Annotated in this window: 14 protein-coding genes and 1 pseudogene; 2 read left to right on the top strand and 13 right to left on the bottom strand. The window is 68.4% G+C overall.

All coding sequences use genetic code 11. From position 1 onward, the window contains the following. Genes AB0D34_RS12265 through AB0D34_RS12250 form a run of 4 tightly spaced genes read right to left on the bottom strand, consistent with a single transcriptional unit; the run spans position 1 to position 4,197 of the window. Positions 1-1,500, bottom strand: a complete 1,500-nt coding sequence (locus tag AB0D34_RS12265; protein ID WP_362660413.1) for an SCO6880 family protein — start codon at positions 1,498-1,500, stop codon at positions 1-3. Positions 1,501-1,531: 31 nt separating this feature from the next. Further along, entirely contained in the window at positions 1,532-3,079 is a 1,548-nt protein-coding gene (locus AB0D34_RS12260; RefSeq protein ID WP_362660411.1) for a hypothetical protein, read from the bottom strand. Beyond that, positions 3,069-3,872 (bottom strand): hypothetical protein, encoded by an 804-nt coding sequence (locus AB0D34_RS12255; protein ID WP_362660408.1) that lies wholly within the window; start codon positions 3,870-3,872, stop codon positions 3,069-3,071. The genes AB0D34_RS12260 and AB0D34_RS12255 overlap by 11 nt, the downstream gene beginning before the upstream one ends. A 1-nt stretch (position 3,873) precedes the next feature. After that, the gene (locus AB0D34_RS12250; RefSeq protein ID WP_262505522.1) at positions 3,874-4,197 is read right to left on the bottom strand and encodes a hypothetical protein; all 324 of its coding nucleotides are present in this window, start codon (positions 4,195-4,197) and stop codon (positions 3,874-3,876) included. A gap of 444 nt (positions 4,198-4,641) precedes the next feature. Here AB0D34_RS12250 and AB0D34_RS12245 point away from each other — a divergent pair, with 444 nt between their 5' ends. Together AB0D34_RS12245 and AB0D34_RS12240 are read left to right on the top strand one after the other, a co-directional pair. Continuing rightward, positions 4,642-5,820 carry a hypothetical protein gene (locus tag AB0D34_RS12245; RefSeq protein ID WP_362661007.1) on the top strand — a complete coding sequence of 393 codons (1,179 nt, stop codon included), beginning with the start codon at positions 4,642-4,644 and terminating at the stop codon, positions 5,818-5,820. Between the two features lie 20 nt (positions 5,821-5,840). Then, complete coding sequence (locus AB0D34_RS12240) at positions 5,841-6,611, top strand: hypothetical protein (protein WP_362660405.1); 771 nt, start codon at positions 5,841-5,843, stop codon at positions 6,609-6,611. 280 nt (positions 6,612-6,891) lie between these two features. On the opposite strand, the gene AB0D34_RS12235 is transcribed toward AB0D34_RS12240, so the two are convergent. The 9 genes and pseudogenes from AB0D34_RS12235 to AB0D34_RS12195 all read right to left on the bottom strand — a co-directional run bounded on the left by AB0D34_RS12235 (position 6,892) and on the right by AB0D34_RS12195 (position 16,238). Further along, a complete protein-coding gene (locus tag AB0D34_RS12235) occupies positions 6,892-7,032 on the bottom strand; it encodes a hypothetical protein (RefSeq protein WP_362660402.1) in 141 nt (46 codons plus the stop codon). A 216-nt stretch (positions 7,033-7,248) separates the two neighbouring features. Continuing rightward, complete coding sequence (locus AB0D34_RS12230) at positions 7,249-7,596, bottom strand: hypothetical protein (RefSeq protein WP_362660399.1); 348 nt, start codon at positions 7,594-7,596, stop codon at positions 7,249-7,251. 66 nt (positions 7,597-7,662) lie between these two features. Further along, positions 7,663-7,785 (bottom strand): annotated as a pseudogene (locus AB0D34_RS12225) (NUDIX hydrolase); the annotation flags it as partial. A 7-nt stretch (positions 7,786-7,792) separates the two neighbouring features. After that, positions 7,793-8,656 (bottom strand): class I SAM-dependent methyltransferase, encoded by an 864-nt coding sequence (locus AB0D34_RS12220; protein ID WP_362660396.1) that lies wholly within the window; start codon positions 8,654-8,656, stop codon positions 7,793-7,795. Positions 8,657-8,823: 167 nt separating this feature from the next. Next, positions 8,824-10,617 carry an ABC transporter ATP-binding protein gene (locus AB0D34_RS12215; RefSeq protein WP_362661005.1) on the bottom strand — a complete coding sequence of 598 codons (1,794 nt, stop codon included), beginning with the start codon at positions 10,615-10,617 and terminating at the stop codon, positions 8,824-8,826. A 116-nt stretch (positions 10,618-10,733) separates the two neighbouring features. Next, positions 10,734-11,198, bottom strand: coding sequence for an NUDIX domain-containing protein (locus AB0D34_RS12210; RefSeq protein ID WP_362660393.1), 465 nt, complete (start codon positions 11,196-11,198; stop codon positions 10,734-10,736). Further along, complete coding sequence (locus AB0D34_RS12205; protein WP_362660390.1) at positions 11,195-12,085, bottom strand: aminoglycoside phosphotransferase family protein; 891 nt, start codon at positions 12,083-12,085, stop codon at positions 11,195-11,197. The genes AB0D34_RS12210 and AB0D34_RS12205 overlap by 4 nt, the downstream gene beginning before the upstream one ends. A 561-nt stretch (positions 12,086-12,646) precedes the next feature. Continuing rightward, on the bottom strand, positions 12,647-13,534 hold the full coding sequence (locus tag AB0D34_RS12200) for an endonuclease/exonuclease/phosphatase family protein (RefSeq protein WP_362660388.1): 888 nt from the start codon (positions 13,532-13,534) through the stop codon (positions 12,647-12,649). 166 nt (positions 13,535-13,700) lie between these two features. Beyond that, complete coding sequence (locus AB0D34_RS12195; protein WP_362660385.1) at positions 13,701-16,238, bottom strand: Helicase associated domain protein; 2,538 nt, start codon at positions 16,236-16,238, stop codon at positions 13,701-13,703. Positions 16,239-16,253 lie beyond the last annotated feature (15 nt).

Below are 16,253 nucleotides of genomic sequence, written 5' to 3'. Positions count from 1 at the left end.
CTACCGCCCTTCCTTCAGCAGTCCGGCGGTGAAGGGCAGGGTGTTGGCGAAGGCCCGGTGGTGCTCGGCATCGCACCACTCCATGCGCAGTCCGGCGCGGGTGGCGCCGGCGCGGACCATGTCGGCATCCCGGCGCAGGGCGTCGAGCGTGGGCGAGGTGACGGTGATCCAGGCCGTGAGCCGCGCGCCCGCCGCGCCGTCGGCGATATCCCGCATGGTGCGTATCGAGGCGCTCTGGGCCTTCTGCTCCCGCGGGTCCTCGATGCGCCCGGCCTTCTTGTCCGCCTGGCCCAGCTCGTTCGTGGCGTCCGCCATCGCCTCGGTGATCGCCTGGTCCGTGCTGACGAGGTCCATGACCACGGACACCGACAGGATGATGTCCTGGACGTAGAGCAGAACGGGCGCAAGGAAGTTGATGCCGACCGGGAGGACGGGAAGTTCCTTCACCCAGGCGGTCATCGAGTACCAGTTGTCCTCGGCGGTCTCCCAACTGCGGGAGGCCATGTACTTCTTGTTGCGGGCATCGAGTACGGCGGGCCAGCACGTGACCCGGTCCATCCCGGCGGTGTCGTCGATCCAGTGACTGGGGTCGTAGGAGTGGTGCAGGTAGGAGGCCAGGCCGGCTTCGTCGAGGTTGCGGACGTGGCGCAGCTGTCCGCGGCCCAGCGTCCGGATGAAGCTCTCGATCTCCTGCCCGAGCGTGATCGCGTAGCCCTCGTGGAGGGTGGTGTAGCGGCGGGCCTCGGCGACCAGGTCGGGGGTGTAGGGGATGCCCACCACAAGCAGCAGTCGGCGGTCCTCCGCGGTGACGGCGACGCGCTGGATCAGCTCGTCGTAGGACTGCTGCAGCGCCGGCGGGCTGTTCTTGTCCCGGCGCTCGGCGGCGTCCCGGGCGTGGGCGTTGGGGTCGGTGGGGATGACCCTGCTGATCCACTGAAGGCGGCGGATCCGCCCGCCGCTGTCGGCCGTGGTCTTCAGCAGGTGCTCATAAGCCCGGATCAGGGACTCTTTGTCGGCGGTGTCGAGGCTGCCGAAGTCGCGCTGGCCCTCGACCTCGACGGCGGCCGTGAACATCAGCTCGTCCGGCTGCAGCACGATCGCGATCTCGCCGAACGCGGTGCGGGCCGTGATCCACTGCATGTTCCGGGGAATGCCGGCCGGTACGTCGATGGGGACGCGGCGGCCGTCGGCGTACCGGCCGGCGTACGGCGCCCTGGACTTGTACAGCAGCGAGCCGTCGCGCAGCAGCTTCTTGTAAGTCCGGTTGATCTCGAACCACCGGACGTAGGTGCGCCCCTTGTACGGCGCCAGAGTGGCCCAGGCACAGGTTCCCGCGATCAGCACGAAGCCGACGATCTTCAGCAGGATGCCGCCGAGGATCCCGGCAGCGAGGAGTCCGCCGACGAAGCCCGCTCCCAAGACGAGCTGCTCATCGGCTTCGAGCTTGCGGCCGAGCAGGCCTCGCGGCCTCGGCCGCGGATAGGTGAAGGTACGAGCCACAACTACTCCTGGGCGTGCGACGGGACGGGCATCAGCGCATCTCCTCGTACGGCGGGGGCGGTTCCGGCTCGTCCGGGGGCTCCGTCGGCCAGGACTGCGGGCCTTCCTCATCCACCGACCCCCCACCGGCCGTCACGCTGTCCAGGGCTGCGGCATCGGGAGCGCTTCCGGGAGCCCCGCCGGAGGTGTGACCGCCCCCGCTGTCGGAGTCGGCGCCCGCCGACGAAGCACCCGAGGAACCATCGGAGTCGAGACCGGCGGTTGCCCCGTCGACACCGCGCTCCACTGCGGCTTCGGCCTCGTCCTTGGTCTCGTCGACCCCCTCCTTCGCGGCCACGGCCGCCGCACCCACACCGGTCGCAGCAGCTGTGCCCTCGGCCGCCCCCGCCTCGGCGGCCTCCTCGCCGCCTCCACCGCTCAGGGCATCGCCGGCCGCAGCCTCGGCCTCCCCGCCGTCGCCGTCGCCGCCGGATCCGCCGCCGTCACCACCGCCGCCGCCCATGCGCGACTTGAGTTCTCCGTAGGAGTCGCCCACCTGGCTGCCAACGTTCTTGGCCCGGCCCTTGAGGTCGTCGCGGGCCGCGTACATGTCGCGCACCTCGTCCCCGAAAGCAGGCAAGAACTTCGAGAGCTGGAAGGGCATGTAGAGGGCGAGGAACAGCAGCGCGAGCGCGGTGAAGACCGTGGCGAAGGACTGCGCCAGGCTGGGATTCGGGGAGTCGGAGGCGAGCGTGCCCGTGGCGAGCGCGAGGACGGTGAAGGTGACGTACTTCGAGGCGATGATCGCGGCCATCACGCCGCACCAGCGTTTGGTGTGCCCCCACAGGTCACGGTCGACCAGTCCGCTGAACACGGTCGGTCCGAAGACCAATCCCGACAGGATCAGCGCGTTGCGGACGATGAGCTCCAGCCACACGCCGGCCACGGCCGACAGCAGCGCCAGGGAGAAGAAGATCACGATGATCGCGCCGCCGGGGATCTGCATCAGCGCGAGCATCGCCGTCGTGACGGTGACGACCATGTCGGCGGCGTCTCCCGCCACCGGCTTGAGCATCGCCTCCGCGGCCTCGTCGAAGACTCGCACGGTGTAGGCGACCGCCAGCGGCGCGAAGGCGGAGACCAGTACCGACATGAGGAGGAAACCGATCGACTCCCCGAGCGCCTGGAGCGGCGGAACTCCCTGAATCGCCCTCTTGGCCACGGCGACCAGCCACAGGATCACGGTGAGCACCGTGGAGGCGGCGAAGGCCATGGTGTAGGTGCGGAGGAATCCGGGGTCTTGCCAGTCGATCCGCGTGGTCGAGCCCAAGGCCTTCATCATCTGGGTGAAGATGCTGGTCACGGCGTTGTTGAAGAATTGGGCGATGTACCCCATGGGGTCGCTCGCGAAGTCGATCGCCTGGTTCGTCTTCTCGACGACGTTGCAGACCTTGTCCGCGAATGGGATGTTCTTGCAGGACCAGTCGGAGAAGTCGTTCGCCTGGGCCTGGCCCGGGGCGAGCATGATGCTGAGGGTGGCGGTCAGGCCGGTGATCCAGACGAGCCGGGTCCGCACCCGCTGCTGGGCTTCAGCCGACATACGGGGGTGCATTGAACTCCCGATCTGCCGTGCGGAACTCGTCGACGCTGGTGGGGCTGTCGCTTCCGGCGTCCAAGGGGGTCGGACCGTTGACGGACGTGATCGCGGACAGCTTCCAGTCACCGGACTGCCACTGCAGCGTCAGCGTGTACGTGGTCCACGACGCGGAGACGGGCATCGGAGCGTTGTTGTCCGTGACGCCGACGAGGCCGGTCATCCACACCTCGACGGTGGCCACCTGATCGGTGTACGTGGTGACCCGGGTGCCCATCGCCGCACCGCGTGCGACTAGTTCGTCCTCGCTGCCGCTGGTGAGGCCCAGGGATGTGAGGACCTGCTGCATCCCGGTGTCGTCGTTGCGGATCTGCCGGTCCAGCGCCTGGCTGGTCATCATCGCGGTGAGGGTCTGGTGGCGGACCTTCTCATCGGTGAAATACGCGGCGGACGACCGGGCCAACTGGTAGTTCACCGCGGCCTGCACGGCACCGGCCTGGTTGTGGGAATAGCCCACCGGGACACCGCTGACCAGCTTCTTGGCTGTGCTCTTGGTGTCTCCTCCAGTGCCGTTCTGCTTCGCCGGGGCGGTCTGACTCTGGCCGTCCGACGAGCTGTCGGAATCGGATCCGCTGCTGCCGCCGGACAGACTTATGAACACGGCGAGGACAAGCACCGCGAGGAAGATCACTCCGGTGACGGCCATCCCCCGCCACCAGGGCTTCCCTCCGGTCGCATCCGTCGGCGTCTCGTCGACCAGAACTCGGGTGCCCTTCCGCGGGGCGCTCTGGCGGGCCATCTCAGATGCCCATCCCGTACACGATGGTGAAGATCGTCCCTATCGAGGCGACGACGAAGGCTCCGACCAGGCTCCCGGCGATCTCTTTCTTGCCCTTGCTGACCTGGGCTACGTCGTGCTGGCCCTCGCCGACCTTGAGGTGTACTGCGCCGAGGATCGCGCGCCCCAGCAGGACGAGAACGACGCCGGCCATCAGGGCTTGGATCACGGTTCGCCCCGTGGTGCCCAGCTGCCCGAACGGGCCCCAGTCCGGGGACAGCCCGTTTACGAGGGTGCCGATGTCACCGCTCGCTGCGAGATCCACCAGATGTTGTGAAACGGGCATCCCCCGACTCCCTTCCACCCTCGTCGCGGAGGTCGACCCGGAACCGGGCCGTGACGGTGAAAGGTACATACATGCAAACTTGACAACAAGCGTTTACAGTTTGAGAGACCCGATCGCGAGGCGCCCGGAATGACAGGGAGCGCGCATCCCCTTCCTGTCGTTCGACCCGAATCGACGGCCTCCACCCTGACCTGAACGGGTCCGGAGCGAGCTCGCGTAGTTGCAGCTCAAATACGCTTTTCTGCTATCCATCGGACGCGCTTTGAGGTGCAGGGGCGCCGCCTCTGTCATCTCGGCAGCCGTGCGACGATCGGCGGCCCATCGATGCCCTTCACTGGACGGACCACCCTCGGATGCCCATGTGGAGCCAGCGGAATGGGTGGTCGTTCCGTCACCCTTGCTGTTCAGTGACCTTCTGTCATCTACATATGTTTATTGACTGAGGTGGGGATGAACGGGCTCGGCAAGGCCGCCATAGGCGTCACCGCGGCAGGTGTCTCGGTGCTCTCTCTCTGCGTGCTCGCGGTCAGCGGTGCCACGACCCAGGCCAACGCCAACACCTGCCAGAGCGGCCTTCAGTCAGTCGGCGACGGGGAAAGCGGAGCCGGCGCGGGAGGCGAGGAACCGGAGTTCGACGGCGAACAGGACGCAGGCGCCGCCCAGGTGACGGTTCCGCTGCATCCCGAAGGCGCACAGAACAGTGCCAAGTGGACTCCTCGGCAGGTGCGCAACGCCGGCACCATCACCAACGTGGCCCGTACCCGGCACCTTTCGCCTCGTGCCGCGGTCATCGCCGTGGCTGTTGCCATGCAGGAAAGCACCCTCAACAACCTGCATCACGGCCACTCGGACAGCGTGGGGCTCTTCCAGCAACGGCCCTCCCAAGGCTGGGGCTCCATCAGTGAACTCACCGACCCGGTCTACGCATCCGGGCAGTTCTACGACCACCTCGTCGAGATCGACAACTGGCAGCAGAAGGCCCTCACCAAGGTCGCCGCGAGTATCCAGCGACCCGCCGATAAGTACCGCAACGAGTACGCCAAGTGGGAGTCCGCAGCCGGCTCGCTCGTCGCCAAAACCTGGGGGGATCATGCCGTCACCTCGATCAGCACGGGCTGTGACGACCCAGCCGCCACCGGCGGCAAGGACCCCAAGGCAACGTTCAAGGTCAAGAACCCCCGGACCGCCGCACAGGCGATCGCGAGCGCCCGGAACGAAGCGGGCAAGACCGGCTGGTACCGGATGTGCGACAACTTCGTAGCCCAGGCCTACGGTTGGGGCTCGTCCGGGTCCGCAACAGCCAACATGCACTGGTACCGGCTCGTCGACGCCGGACTCGCGCACCCGGGCGACATGTCACCGCCCCCCGGAGCGCTGCTGTTCTACGACACCGGCAGCGCGGCGGGACACGTCGCCCTCTACCTGGGCAACGACCAGGTGGCCAGCAACGACGTAGGGGACGACTACCCACTCCAAGGCAAGATCGCCATCGTCTCGCGGAAAGAGCTCACAGACGGCGCATGGCGTCTGCGGTATCGCGGATGGGCCGAACCGAGCTTCCCGAGCGCCGGCGGAATCAGCACCATTCCCCTCCTCCCGGACAAGCAGGTGGACCAGCAGTGAGCGACGCCTCTCCAGACGCGGTGCAGATTCGGATTACACCCGACGGGATCTGCTTCATTGACGAGGAGTACTTCACGCCGCCGCCAGGCGTCCCGCTCAACGACGCTGTCCTGGCACACCTCCAACTGGAGGCTGCGGCACTGGAAATGCCGGTCCGCGCAGTGATCCAGGACGAGCAAGCGCAGTACACGACCGCGATCCAGATCAACACCGACGGCACCAGCCACCCCTTGGACCGCAACGCTCCGGTCACCGCAGCACCAAGCCTGCCGCAGGCAGCGGCTTCGCCGACGCATCTGTCGCCCCCGCAGTCCCACGCCGTGGACCCCGTGCCGCCCGACCGGCCATACGAACCACTGCCCGAGCCCTACCGCGGACGGCTCGCCACCATCTGCGCCACCGCCAACCACAACCTCTTCGCCGAAGCCGGCCGCGCCGCCGATCAACTACTCGCAGAGCTGTCCGCCCAATTCGGCCCGAACCACCTCTACACCCTGGCGGTCGGCCTCGTACGCGCTGACATCGCCTGGCTCAGCCACGACTTCCAATACGGCCTGAAGAGTTGGGTCTTCATGGCTCGGGCGTGGCACCTCCACCTCGGGCCCCAGCACAGCACCACCGTTCGCGCCGTCGGCAACGCACTCGGCTGCTGGCGTCGACTTCAACCCACCGAAGCAGCCGAATCAGCCCCCTACATGGTCACGTTTCTCCACGACGTCGAATTCCCAGACGGCGAGGAGGCGGTGCGGACCATCAACCGGCGGGCGCGAAGAATCGCCCTGGCCAAGTAGCCGACAAATAGGGATACTTGACCCATGGATCCCATCCGTCGCGGCCGTGCCGTCCTCTTCTTCCTGCCGTACCTCCTTGTCGTCTCCGGAGCCCTTGCCGCGTCAAAGGCCGCTGGCGCGCCCGGAGGTACCGGCGCTGCCTTCGGGGCTCTGGGAGTGGCCGCTATCGGTGCGTTCTGGGCTTGGCGACGCGGCCGGCGAAGCGGCTTCTGACGGCTCACGCCGAAACGACCGTCATGCCCTTGCGTGGGCCAACAGGCACGCACACGGCTGATGTACGTCAGACGATGAACTCGCAGATCATCCGCGCATTTTCAGCGAGTTCGAGCATTTCCTCGATCTCGTTCGCCTCCACAACCGGATACCCATAGATCCAGGGGCCAGCGCCGCCACCGCGTGGGAGGTAGCCGTTGTACGACACGCGCCGTACGCGAACGAGACGGTCGTTCCGCTGTTGTCTCCAGAGGCTGCGGACGTGAGATCACCATCGTGCGGTGGGCCGAAGGGATCCGGCGGCCACCGCGCGTCGGGCCAGATCACCAGGCTGACTGTGCTGGTGCATTTGCCGAGTCCTGCGCAGTACTGAAGGAGTAAGCGGATCCTGCGGGCGCCCGCCAAAGAGACGCGTCAGCGTCGGCTACGCGGCGGGACGTCCTGGCCGGGCCAGGGTCAGGAGTTGCTCGGCGGCCTGCTCCCATGTCGTGTCGGCGTCGCTGCTGCCTGCGGCTGCCTCCAACTCGGCCACGATGGCGGCGCCTTGGGGGTAGTGGCCGAGGGTCAGGTCCAGCCAGACCAGGCTCAGCCGTTCGTCGGCAATGGGGTCGCGGGCCCCCACTACGGTGTAGGCCGCCCATGCGGCTCGCATGACACCGGCGTCGCGGGCGGGCAGGACGCCGCCGACGGCACGCAATCGGGCACCGGCCTTCTGTACAGCGGCCAACGAGGCCGCGTCAGCCAGTGCCGACGAATTCACTGCGGTTGTCATGAGGTCGATTTCTGCCAGCTCGTGCCACAGGGCCCACCGTGTACGGATCGACTCGCCGGCATCTGGTGACGCGGGACCTTCAATACATCCGTGGGCAAGGAAGAGGTGGGAGGTTTCTGTGCTGGCGCCACGAGCGGTGGCGACGCTGCCGAGTGGGTACAGCCAGGTGGCCGTTAGGCCGGTTTCTTCGGCGAGTTCACGGCGCGCGGCGTCGGCGGGCGCCTCGCGGTCGTCGACTAGGCCACCAGGTTAACTCGACCGTGCGCCGGAGATGCCGGCCCAGTAGTACACCGTCCGGCCCGGAAAGGATGATGCCGACGCCGAGTGCCGCGTGTGCTATGGGGGGTCGGGTGGTGCGCGGGCGGGACGTGACGCGTACGGGGCGGCGGACCTGGAAGAGCCGGTAGGAGGCGTGGTTGTCCTCTTCCGGGGCGTCGAGGATGGTGATGGTCTCCACCCTCAGCCCGTTCTGGACCAGCAGGTCCTCCCACAGTTCGGGCGTGAGGACCCACATCTGGACGGTCAGTTCCGGGCCGTCGGCCAGACGCAAGGTTTCTGGCCGCGGGACGAGCGCGGTGGAGGGGCCATCGCCGTGGGAGTTGGTGTGCAGGACGGTGAAGCACAGCCTGCCGCCAGGTTTGAGCGCCGCGCTCAGGGCGGGCAGCAGCCGGTGCGGGTCGATGTAGGGAACGGAGTGGACGGAGTAGACCACGTCGTACGGGGCTGCGGCGTGCAGGTGCTCGACGGCGTCCGCGAGCACCACGTTCAGACCAGGCAGCGCGTCGTAACGGGCGTGGGCGCGTTCGATCTGCGTGGGTGAGGAATCGACGGCGTCCACGAGTGCGCCGTGGTCGCGGGCGAGGTGGGCGGCGTGCCGGGCAGGCCCGCACCCGAGGTCCAGCACCCGCCGGCCTTCGAGGTCACCGAGGATCGCGGTACCCGGCCCGGTGCCTCCGGGGCCCCAGTCGATCTGCACCACCTCCGCCAGTGGTGTACCGCGCTGGAGATGGTGGCGGCCGTAGGCGGTCCACGTCTCGGTGTTGGTCTCCTCGGGCGTCATCGCGTCGTCCTCCCCGTCAGCTTCGACCAGACGAAGCCCGGCTGCAGCTGCCCGGCGTCTGGCTCACGTCGTTCGGTCGTCATCACAGTTCCTTCGGGAAGGGGAAATCCGAGATGGGTGCGAAAGCGGGTGCCGCTCCGCCGCATGACGGGGCGGCACCCGGGCGGTCAGCGGTCTTGTGACAGGGCGAGAAGCCGCGCGAAGGTTCCGCCGCCAGCGGCGAGGTTCTCGTAGGTGCCGTGCTCGGTGATCCGGCCCTCCTCCATCACGACGATCTCGTCAGCGATCTTGGTGTTCTCCAGCCGGTGCGTCACCACGATCGTGATGCGGTCCGCCGCCATGGCTTTGAGCGTCTCGAACGCCCGGTGCTCGCCTTCCGGGTCGACCTGGGAGGTCGGCTCGTCCATGATCAGCAGCTCCGGGAGCCGGTGCAGACCTCGGGCGCACGCGACCCGCTGCCACTGTCCGCCGGACAGTTCCACCCCGCTGAAGATCTCCCGCGCCAGCAGGGTGTCGAGCTGGTCGGGCAGGTCCTCGACCGCCTCGCGCAGTCCGACGGCCTCGATCGCCTCCCACACCGGCACGTCGCCGCCGGGACGGGGCTGGCCGAGGTTGACGTTCTCCCGCAGCCGTAGCGGCCACTGCGCGAAGACCTGTGGGACCAGGCCGGTTAGCGCCCACACGATGTCCGGGTCCACTTTGGCGAGGTCGGTTCCGTTCCAGGTCACCGTGCCCTTGTCGGCCAGGAGGATCCCGGCGAGCAGGCGGGTCAGGGTGGTCTTGCCGGAGCCGTTGACTCCGACCAGCGCCAGGATCTGCCCGCGCCGCAGGGTCAGCGATACCCCGTCGACGGCCGGCTTGTCCTTGCCCGGGTAGCGGTACACCGCCTCCTGCACACGGACCTCGTCGATTGGCGCCTGAACGGTCAACTCGCCGCGGTGTGGGGCCTTTTCCTGGGCTTCATCGAGGAAGGTAGTCATGTCGCCGAGGTAGAGGCTGGTGTGGAAGACCGCGGCGGCGCTGCGGACCAGCTGGGTCAGCGCGCCCAGGGTTGTCCGCACGGCGAAGACCGCGGTCGCGGCGATCGCCACCGCGATCTGGCTGGTGGCCGCCAGCCAGTACAGTGCCGCCCAGGTGGCCACCAGGAACAGCCCGCCGCACGCCGCCGACCCCAGGCTGATCCGCAAGATTCGAGGAGCCGCGGCCAGTGAGCGCTCGTCCGCCTGCTGCGACAGGGTCCGGTACCAGTACAGCAGGTAGCTGGCCATCGAGTTGGCGCGGACCTCGTCCCCGTACTTCGGGCTCGTCGCCCACCAGCGCATCATCCCCCGGGCGTTGCGGTTGGCGATGTTCGCGTAGTGGATCTCGTAGTCCACGCGCGCGGTGAGCACCGAGCCGACGCCAGCCGGGAGGACGGCCAGCAACAGGAACGGCAGCAGCCGCCAGTCCAGCACTGCCAGGACCCCGCACGCTGTGACCAGCTGGATCAGCGAGGACATCAGCTGCTGGGCGTCGGCGACCATCACGTGGGTGCGGATCACGCCCATCTCGGCGGCTTCCTGCCGGTCGTGGAACCCGTCCTCGCTGTGGGCGGCGGCCTCCACCCGGCACACCGAGGAGACCAGCGTCGTGTCGGCCTCCGTGGTCAGCTTCGGTGTGATGCGCCGGTCACCGTAGGCCGAGACCGCACTCGCGGTACGCGACAAGGAGGCCATCACCGCGACGAGGATCAGCGCCGGCAGCGCCTGGTGCAGCCGCTCCTGCACACTGCCGTCCCCGAGGAGCGAGCGCATGACCTGCGACGTGGCGGTCAGCTGTCCGGCCGCCGCGAGGCCGACCGTCATCTGGCAGACCAGCAGCAGGACGATCGCCGCCCGGTCGACCGCCCACGACATGCCCGCGATCCGTTTCATCACCGACGGGATCCGGGCACACAACGCGCGGAACGACACCCCGTCCATGGGGTTGACCGAGTACTGCCCGGTGTACTTGATCTCCGCGGGCGCAGGCGGCGTAACCGTCTTCCCTGCGGCGTCGGTCGCGGGCCGGGAGCCCTGCGCAGGCACGGTCGGCTGCGTCATGACGCGCGCCCGTTCGCCGTCACGGTGAGGGTGGTGTACAGCCGCCCGACGGTGAAACTTCCCAGGACCTCCCGGGTATAGGGGTGGCAGTCCGGGGGCGGGCTTCCGGGATCGATCCACAAGACTGCGTCATGCTTGCCGGGCTCGGCGTTGTGAGCCTCGCCCTGCCAGCGCTGTGCCGTGAACACTGTCCCGATCACCCGCACACCATCCGTGTCCAGGTAGTGCACCAGCTGGCAGAACTCCAGGTCCTCGGGCGCGACGCGGACACCAGTTTCTTCGGCGAGCTCACGCTGTGCCCCCTCGTCCACGAACTCGCCAGCCTCCAACTTGCCTCCGACGATCGTGACTTGATTCGGAGAGGTCTTGGACGTCGCGTTGTGCCGCACCGCCAGGACTCGGCCGTCAGCGCGTACCAGGAGAACCATCACGTTCACCGGACTCGTGTACAGATCGCTCACGCGGTCGGCACCTCCAGCCGGGCCAGCGTCGCCCGCCCGCGCTCGACGATCTCGTGGTCTCCGTTGGGTACGCCCCAGGAGATGGCGCTCGCCGCGTCCAGCGCGGACAGGCAGCGCAGTGCTCGTTCCTCCTCGCTGGTAAGTCCGCGGCCGTACCCGTTCCAGAACGCCTGCTCCAGGTCGGGGCGCCCGACCCAGGGGCCGCAGGCGAGAAGGACGACGTCGGCGACTGCGGCGTGCGGGCGGGCCCGTTCAAGGTCCACAGCCCCGAACACGCTGGGCACGCGGCTGGTATCCAGCAGCCAGTTGCGGGCCTGGAAGTCGCCGTGGATGTATGCGGCGGGCAGTGGCCCGATCCGGCCGAGTTCGGTGGCGTGCTGCCGGACAGTTCGCTGTTCCTCAGCGCTGATCAGATCCCCGGCCCGTTCCAGGTGCTTGTCGGCACCGGCGGCGGCCCGGGTGATCTCGGTGGCGGCGTCCTTGCGGTCCTGGACCGATAGGTCGCCGGGGCCGCCGTGGAAGCGCCGCAGCCAGTTTCCGGCGTGGCGGTGCAGTGCGCGCTCGCCGCCGGGGGCGAGGGAGAGCGACTTCACTGGGAGGCCGGGGACGAGTGAGAGGAGCAGCGCCTGCTGGTGCGCGTCGGCTCCCCTAAGCAAGGGGACGGTGCCTGGTTCCAGACCGGGTGCCACTTCGCGCAGGGCGCGCGTCTCTCGACCAAAGGACGTCGGGTTCGGGGACAACTTCGCGAAGGCCCGACCGGTGTCATAGGTCAGTTCCCACACACGGGAGTTGGGGCGGTCGTGGGAGACGTTGCGTTCGGACACGGGGCCGACGATGCCCTGGGCCCATTCCCGCAGCGCGGGTGGAATCGGAGCGGTGACGCTCATGCCCCCCACCTCGGTTCCGGGCGTGACGTATCCGCGATGCCGGCCGAGGCGCTGTCGCGCATCGTCACCAGGGATCGAGCAGCAGTCGCCCGGACGACCCCGGGCTGTCCAGGGAGAGGATGGGCGGTGCCGAGGGTGGGATTCATGGAGTCTCCTTAGGTTGACCGGACGAGAGAGCGAGAAGCGTGCCGGTGGCGGCGCGGACGGCGGCTACCAGCACGCATCACCAACAGCGCGGCCCGTAGGCCGGATTGGGGATGACTGATGATGACCGGGACAACGAGCCGGCCACCGCTTTCGAACACGCGTGTTTGAGTCGCATCCGTGCCGTGTAATCCCGGGGCATGTAGGTCGCGCACCCCCGTGTTGCGGGACCGGCGGGGGCGTCGGCCGTGGCCGAATCGCCGCGAACCGATGCCCCCGTGGCCCACCGGGACGGGGCGCATCGTCGGACTAGGGCGGCGTCCGCGGGGAGCGCGGTTTGTGTAAGAGGCGGCGGTAGGGGCGCCCGTGCCCAGATCGTGCGGTGTTGCCGGGCCTCTTTGCCATGCTTCGTCCCGGTCATGCGGCGGTGCTCAGCATCTGCTGCACCGCAGGGAGGCTGAAGTGGGCGATGAGGAGAGCGTGGTCGGTCACCCGTCGTACGTCTTTGGTGTTGATGACCTCGACGCGCAGGAGCGCTTGATTCCAGTCGGGGGTACCGAGGATCCAGTCGATGCGCTGCGGGGGGCCTTGGTCCGTGCGTCGCAGGCTGGCGGTGGCGGCCAGGGCGTCCTTCTGCTTCAGGACGGTGCCCGCGTGGTGGGCGAAGTCGGTGAAGACCGCTTTCGGGCCGCCGGTGAGGATCTCGCTCGGCTGGGTGTCGGAGACTCGTTTGCCGTCCCGTTCGATGGTGCGGTGCTGGAAGTGAACGGGGTCTTCGACCTGGGCCCAGTCGAGGAGTTCGGCGGTCTCGTCCGCTGTGCGGTGGGGGTAGCTGTTGGCGTCCATGCCGATCAGGGCGGTGCGGCCGTGGTCAGCGAGCGTGGTGAGCCTGCGGGCCTCCGTCGCACGCAGGGAGGGATCGAAGTGGCACAGATGGCCCGACGCCAGGTCGATCAGCTTGGGGCAGCCTCGCAGGCGGACTTGCACATGGCAGATCCGTTTCCACGGAAGGTCGTGATCGGTGTGGGCTTTGATCTGGAAGACACGGGGATCAACTATCACCCCGGTCGGATTGCGGCTGCGGCCCTCGCTCGGCTCGGCCATGAAGGGGAACAGCCCTCCGAGCGCCTCCGCCTCCGCGAAGAGGTCGCGCTTGCCGTGCTCCCAGGCGCCGGTCAGCTCCTGTCGGAACACGATGTGCGGCTTGTATGCGGCCAGGATGCGGTTCGACAGGCCGCCGTCGCCGCGGGCGTTGTGCTCCTTGTTCCAGGACGCCACGCACAGCGTGCCGCTGTTGATTGTCAAGGGAGCTCCTTCGTGCTGGTCCGGGACGGCGATCGGTGCAGCGGGGCCGGGGTGGCGGGTGGCCCATCCAGCGGGTTCGCGGCGGCGGACTGCTGATGGCCGGCGAGCAGGGACGGCACGGAGAGCCAGGAGGCACCGCCGTCGCTCCTGGTGATCTGCTGGCGGACTACTCACGGTGGTGCTCCGCGTCGTGCCAGAGGGGATCGATTCGTGCCAGTCGCCGCTGCGCAGCGGCTGGGAGCTTCCCCTGCCGGAATTTCTTGCGCTGCTGGTAGAGCCAGGCGTACAGCACACCGGGGCCACGCACGTTGAGGTGGCCGTGGGCGGTGCGGAACCGTGCGAGTTCGGCGCAGCGGGTGTCCCAGCGCTCCTGGGCGGGGTCCCAGGGGAAGCCAATGGCATCGAGCAGCTTCTCGTGCTCGGAAGACAGGGTGCCTTTGCGCCTGGCGCTGCGCTGGCTCTTCAGCCACGAGGCGACCTTGACGCCGTCGGTAATGGTGAGGTCATGGGGGACAGCCCAATGACCGTGTTCGGCGTGAAAGATCTTGAGCGTGTCGTAGGTGTTGCGCCAGGCGGCGTCTCGTCGGTCGGTGAAGTCGATGCCGACGGCCTTCATCAGCTTGATCTGCCACGGTGCGAGCCGGCCGCCGCGCTGGGCGACGCGCTGGTTCTCCAGCCAGACAGCCTCCGGATCGCCCGCCGGAAGGCGCAGCAGGCTCCCGCGGCGGTCGTAGACCGTCTTCAGTTCGCGGTAGCGGCGCATCCACCGGTCCTGTGCACCGTCCCAGGGGAAGCCGATCGCATCCAGCTGCGCGATGCGCGTATCCGAGACTTTGCCCTTGCGGCGCTGGGTGCGCTGGTTTTTGCACCAGTGCAGGACGACCACGCCGTGGGGGGTGAGGACGCTCTCGTCGAAAACGAAGTGGCCCTGTTCCTCAGCGAGGCGCTTGACCTCCTCGAAGGTGGCCGTCCAGGACGCGCGTTGCTGGTCCCAGACGATGCCGAGCTTCTCCAGCAAAGCCCGACGCTGTGGGTCCAGGCTCCCGCTGTTGTAGGCGACGCGCTGTTTGGTCCACCAAGCTCCCAGCCGTAGCCCCGCAGGGGTGCTCCAGTCGACGGGGATGTCGGCGTTGCCCTGGGACTGCTGGTAGGCGACGGCGGCGCCGTAGTACTCGTCCCAGGAGCTGGTGGAGGTGCGCACGGTCTGCACCGTGATCGCGTCGGCGAACCCGGGCGGGACAGGAACCCCGTCGATCCTCAGCCACTCCGGCATCCCTAGGAGATCCCCCTCGCCAGCAGTCTCCGCCGCGGGGTCGTGGTCGTGGCTGTCGCGGTCCGCTCCTGCGCGGCGGGTCCCGAGTGCCTGTCGCGTCTGGGCCAGGCGATGGCTGAGGCCGTCGTCGTGCGCGCACAGGGCCCGCACCACCTGCCACACGGGAGCGTATGCGGAGGTGTCCAGGGCGGTTTCGGGGTCCTCGCCGGGCCGGAGGAGGACGGGCACGATGACGGACGCGGTCTTGGGCCCGGGGTGGCGGCTACGCCGCAGGGCACGGCCGACGGCCTGGATGCAGTCAATGGCCGAGCCGCGGTTGTCGACGAAGGCGATGGAGTCCACGGCCGGCACGTCGATGCCTTCGCCGAGGCACTTCGCGTTGGTGATCACTATGAGCGAGCTGTCCTCGGTGCGCATCTGGTCGAGGGTCTGCCGACGTCCGGCCAGGGGCTGCTGGCCGTGGACGTGGCCGACCGACAGGTTCGCGGGACGCTCCGGCGGTTCCAGGTGCGCGACGGCGTGCGGCAGCGTGTCGGCGAACCAGCGCGCCGAGTCGACCCGATTGTGGAACGTGATCATCCTGCGCAGCCCGTACGTGTGGGCGGCGCGCAGGAGGGCGATCTGCGTGGCGAGTACTGCGGGCGATATCGCGGTGCGCCCGCTCTGGTAGAAGTCGCCTTCCTGGCTGCTGGCAGCGGCGCGCACCTGTTCGTCCGTGACGACCGGCACGATGATGCGGTAGTCGGCCAGCAGCCCCAGGGCGATCGCGCGGGAGAATCCCAGGCGGTAGGCCACCTCGCCGTAGATCTTGGTGTCGTCCATGCTGACGGCGTCTTCGCTCGCCCCGGTGATGATCTTCGGGGTGGCCGTCAGGTATAGCCGGCGCGCGGCGGGGATGAAGACGTTGCTGTGGATCATGCCGGATGCCTTGTCCGCCCGGCCGGCACTGCGGTGAGCCTCGTCAGCGATGATCAGGTCCCACATGGGCACGCGGTGCGCATCATGGGCTGAGGCGATCACCGGCAGGCTGGCGTAGGTGGCCGCGACCGTGACGCGGCCCGGCCCGGCGGTCAGGCGGGCGAGGTCTGCGGCGCTGGTTGTCACGGCAGCGTGCTGCGCGTGCAGTTCCGGTTGATGATCACGCAGGACGTCCTTGTCGGAGCACACCGCGACGACCCGGCCCAGTCCGGTGTGACCGAGGACGTCCCGCCATTCCCGGAGCGTCTGAGTGATCAGTTCCAGGAAGGGCACGACGATCAGGACGCGGTTGACCGCTGACCGTTCGGCCAGAGCTCCGACAGTGGCCGCCGCGGTTCGTGTTTTCCCGGTACCGCACGCCATGACGGCAGTGGCGCGTTCGGCGTCGCCGCACGCCATGACCAAGGCGTCAACGGCTTCTTGTTGGTGAGGCCACAGAGGGGGCCCTGGCATAGTCAACAACGCTTT

The organism is Streptomyces sp. NPDC048420 (genome assembly GCF_040651535.1).
Lineage (GTDB): Bacteria > Actinomycetota > Actinomycetes > Streptomycetales > Streptomycetaceae > Streptomyces.
Note: the sequence above shows the minus strand (reverse complement) of the source record. Positions and strands in the feature narration are given on the sequence as shown.

What these genes read in the sequence shown, in the direction of transcription:
- AB0D34_RS12205 (WP_362660390.1), bottom strand. Translation starts at nt 12,085, where the DNA reads ATGAGCGTCACCGCTCCGATTCCACCCGCGCTGCGGGAATGGGCCCAG.
- AB0D34_RS12230 (WP_362660399.1), bottom strand. Translation starts at nt 7,596, where the DNA reads ATGACAACCGCAGTGAATTCGTCGGCACTGGCTGACGCGGCCTCGTTG.
- AB0D34_RS12255 (WP_362660408.1), bottom strand. Translation starts at nt 3,872, where the DNA reads ATGGCCCGCCAGAGCGCCCCGCGGAAGGGCACCCGAGTTCTGGTCGAC.
- AB0D34_RS12260 (WP_362660411.1), bottom strand. Translation starts at nt 3,079, where the DNA reads ATGTCGGCTGAAGCCCAGCAGCGGGTGCGGACCCGGCTCGTCTGGATC.
- AB0D34_RS12195 (WP_362660385.1), bottom strand. Translation starts at nt 16,238, where the DNA reads ATGCCAGGGCCCCCTCTGTGGCCTCACCAACAAGAAGCCGTTGACGCC.
- AB0D34_RS12220 (WP_362660396.1), bottom strand. Translation starts at nt 8,656, where the DNA reads ATGACGCCCGAGGAGACCAACACCGAGACGTGGACCGCCTACGGCCGC.
- AB0D34_RS12250 (WP_262505522.1), bottom strand. Translation starts at nt 4,197, where the DNA reads ATGCCCGTTTCACAACATCTGGTGGATCTCGCAGCGAGCGGTGACATC.
- AB0D34_RS12215 (WP_362661005.1), bottom strand. Translation starts at nt 10,617, where the DNA reads ATGGACGGGGTGTCGTTCCGCGCGTTGTGTGCCCGGATCCCGTCGGTG.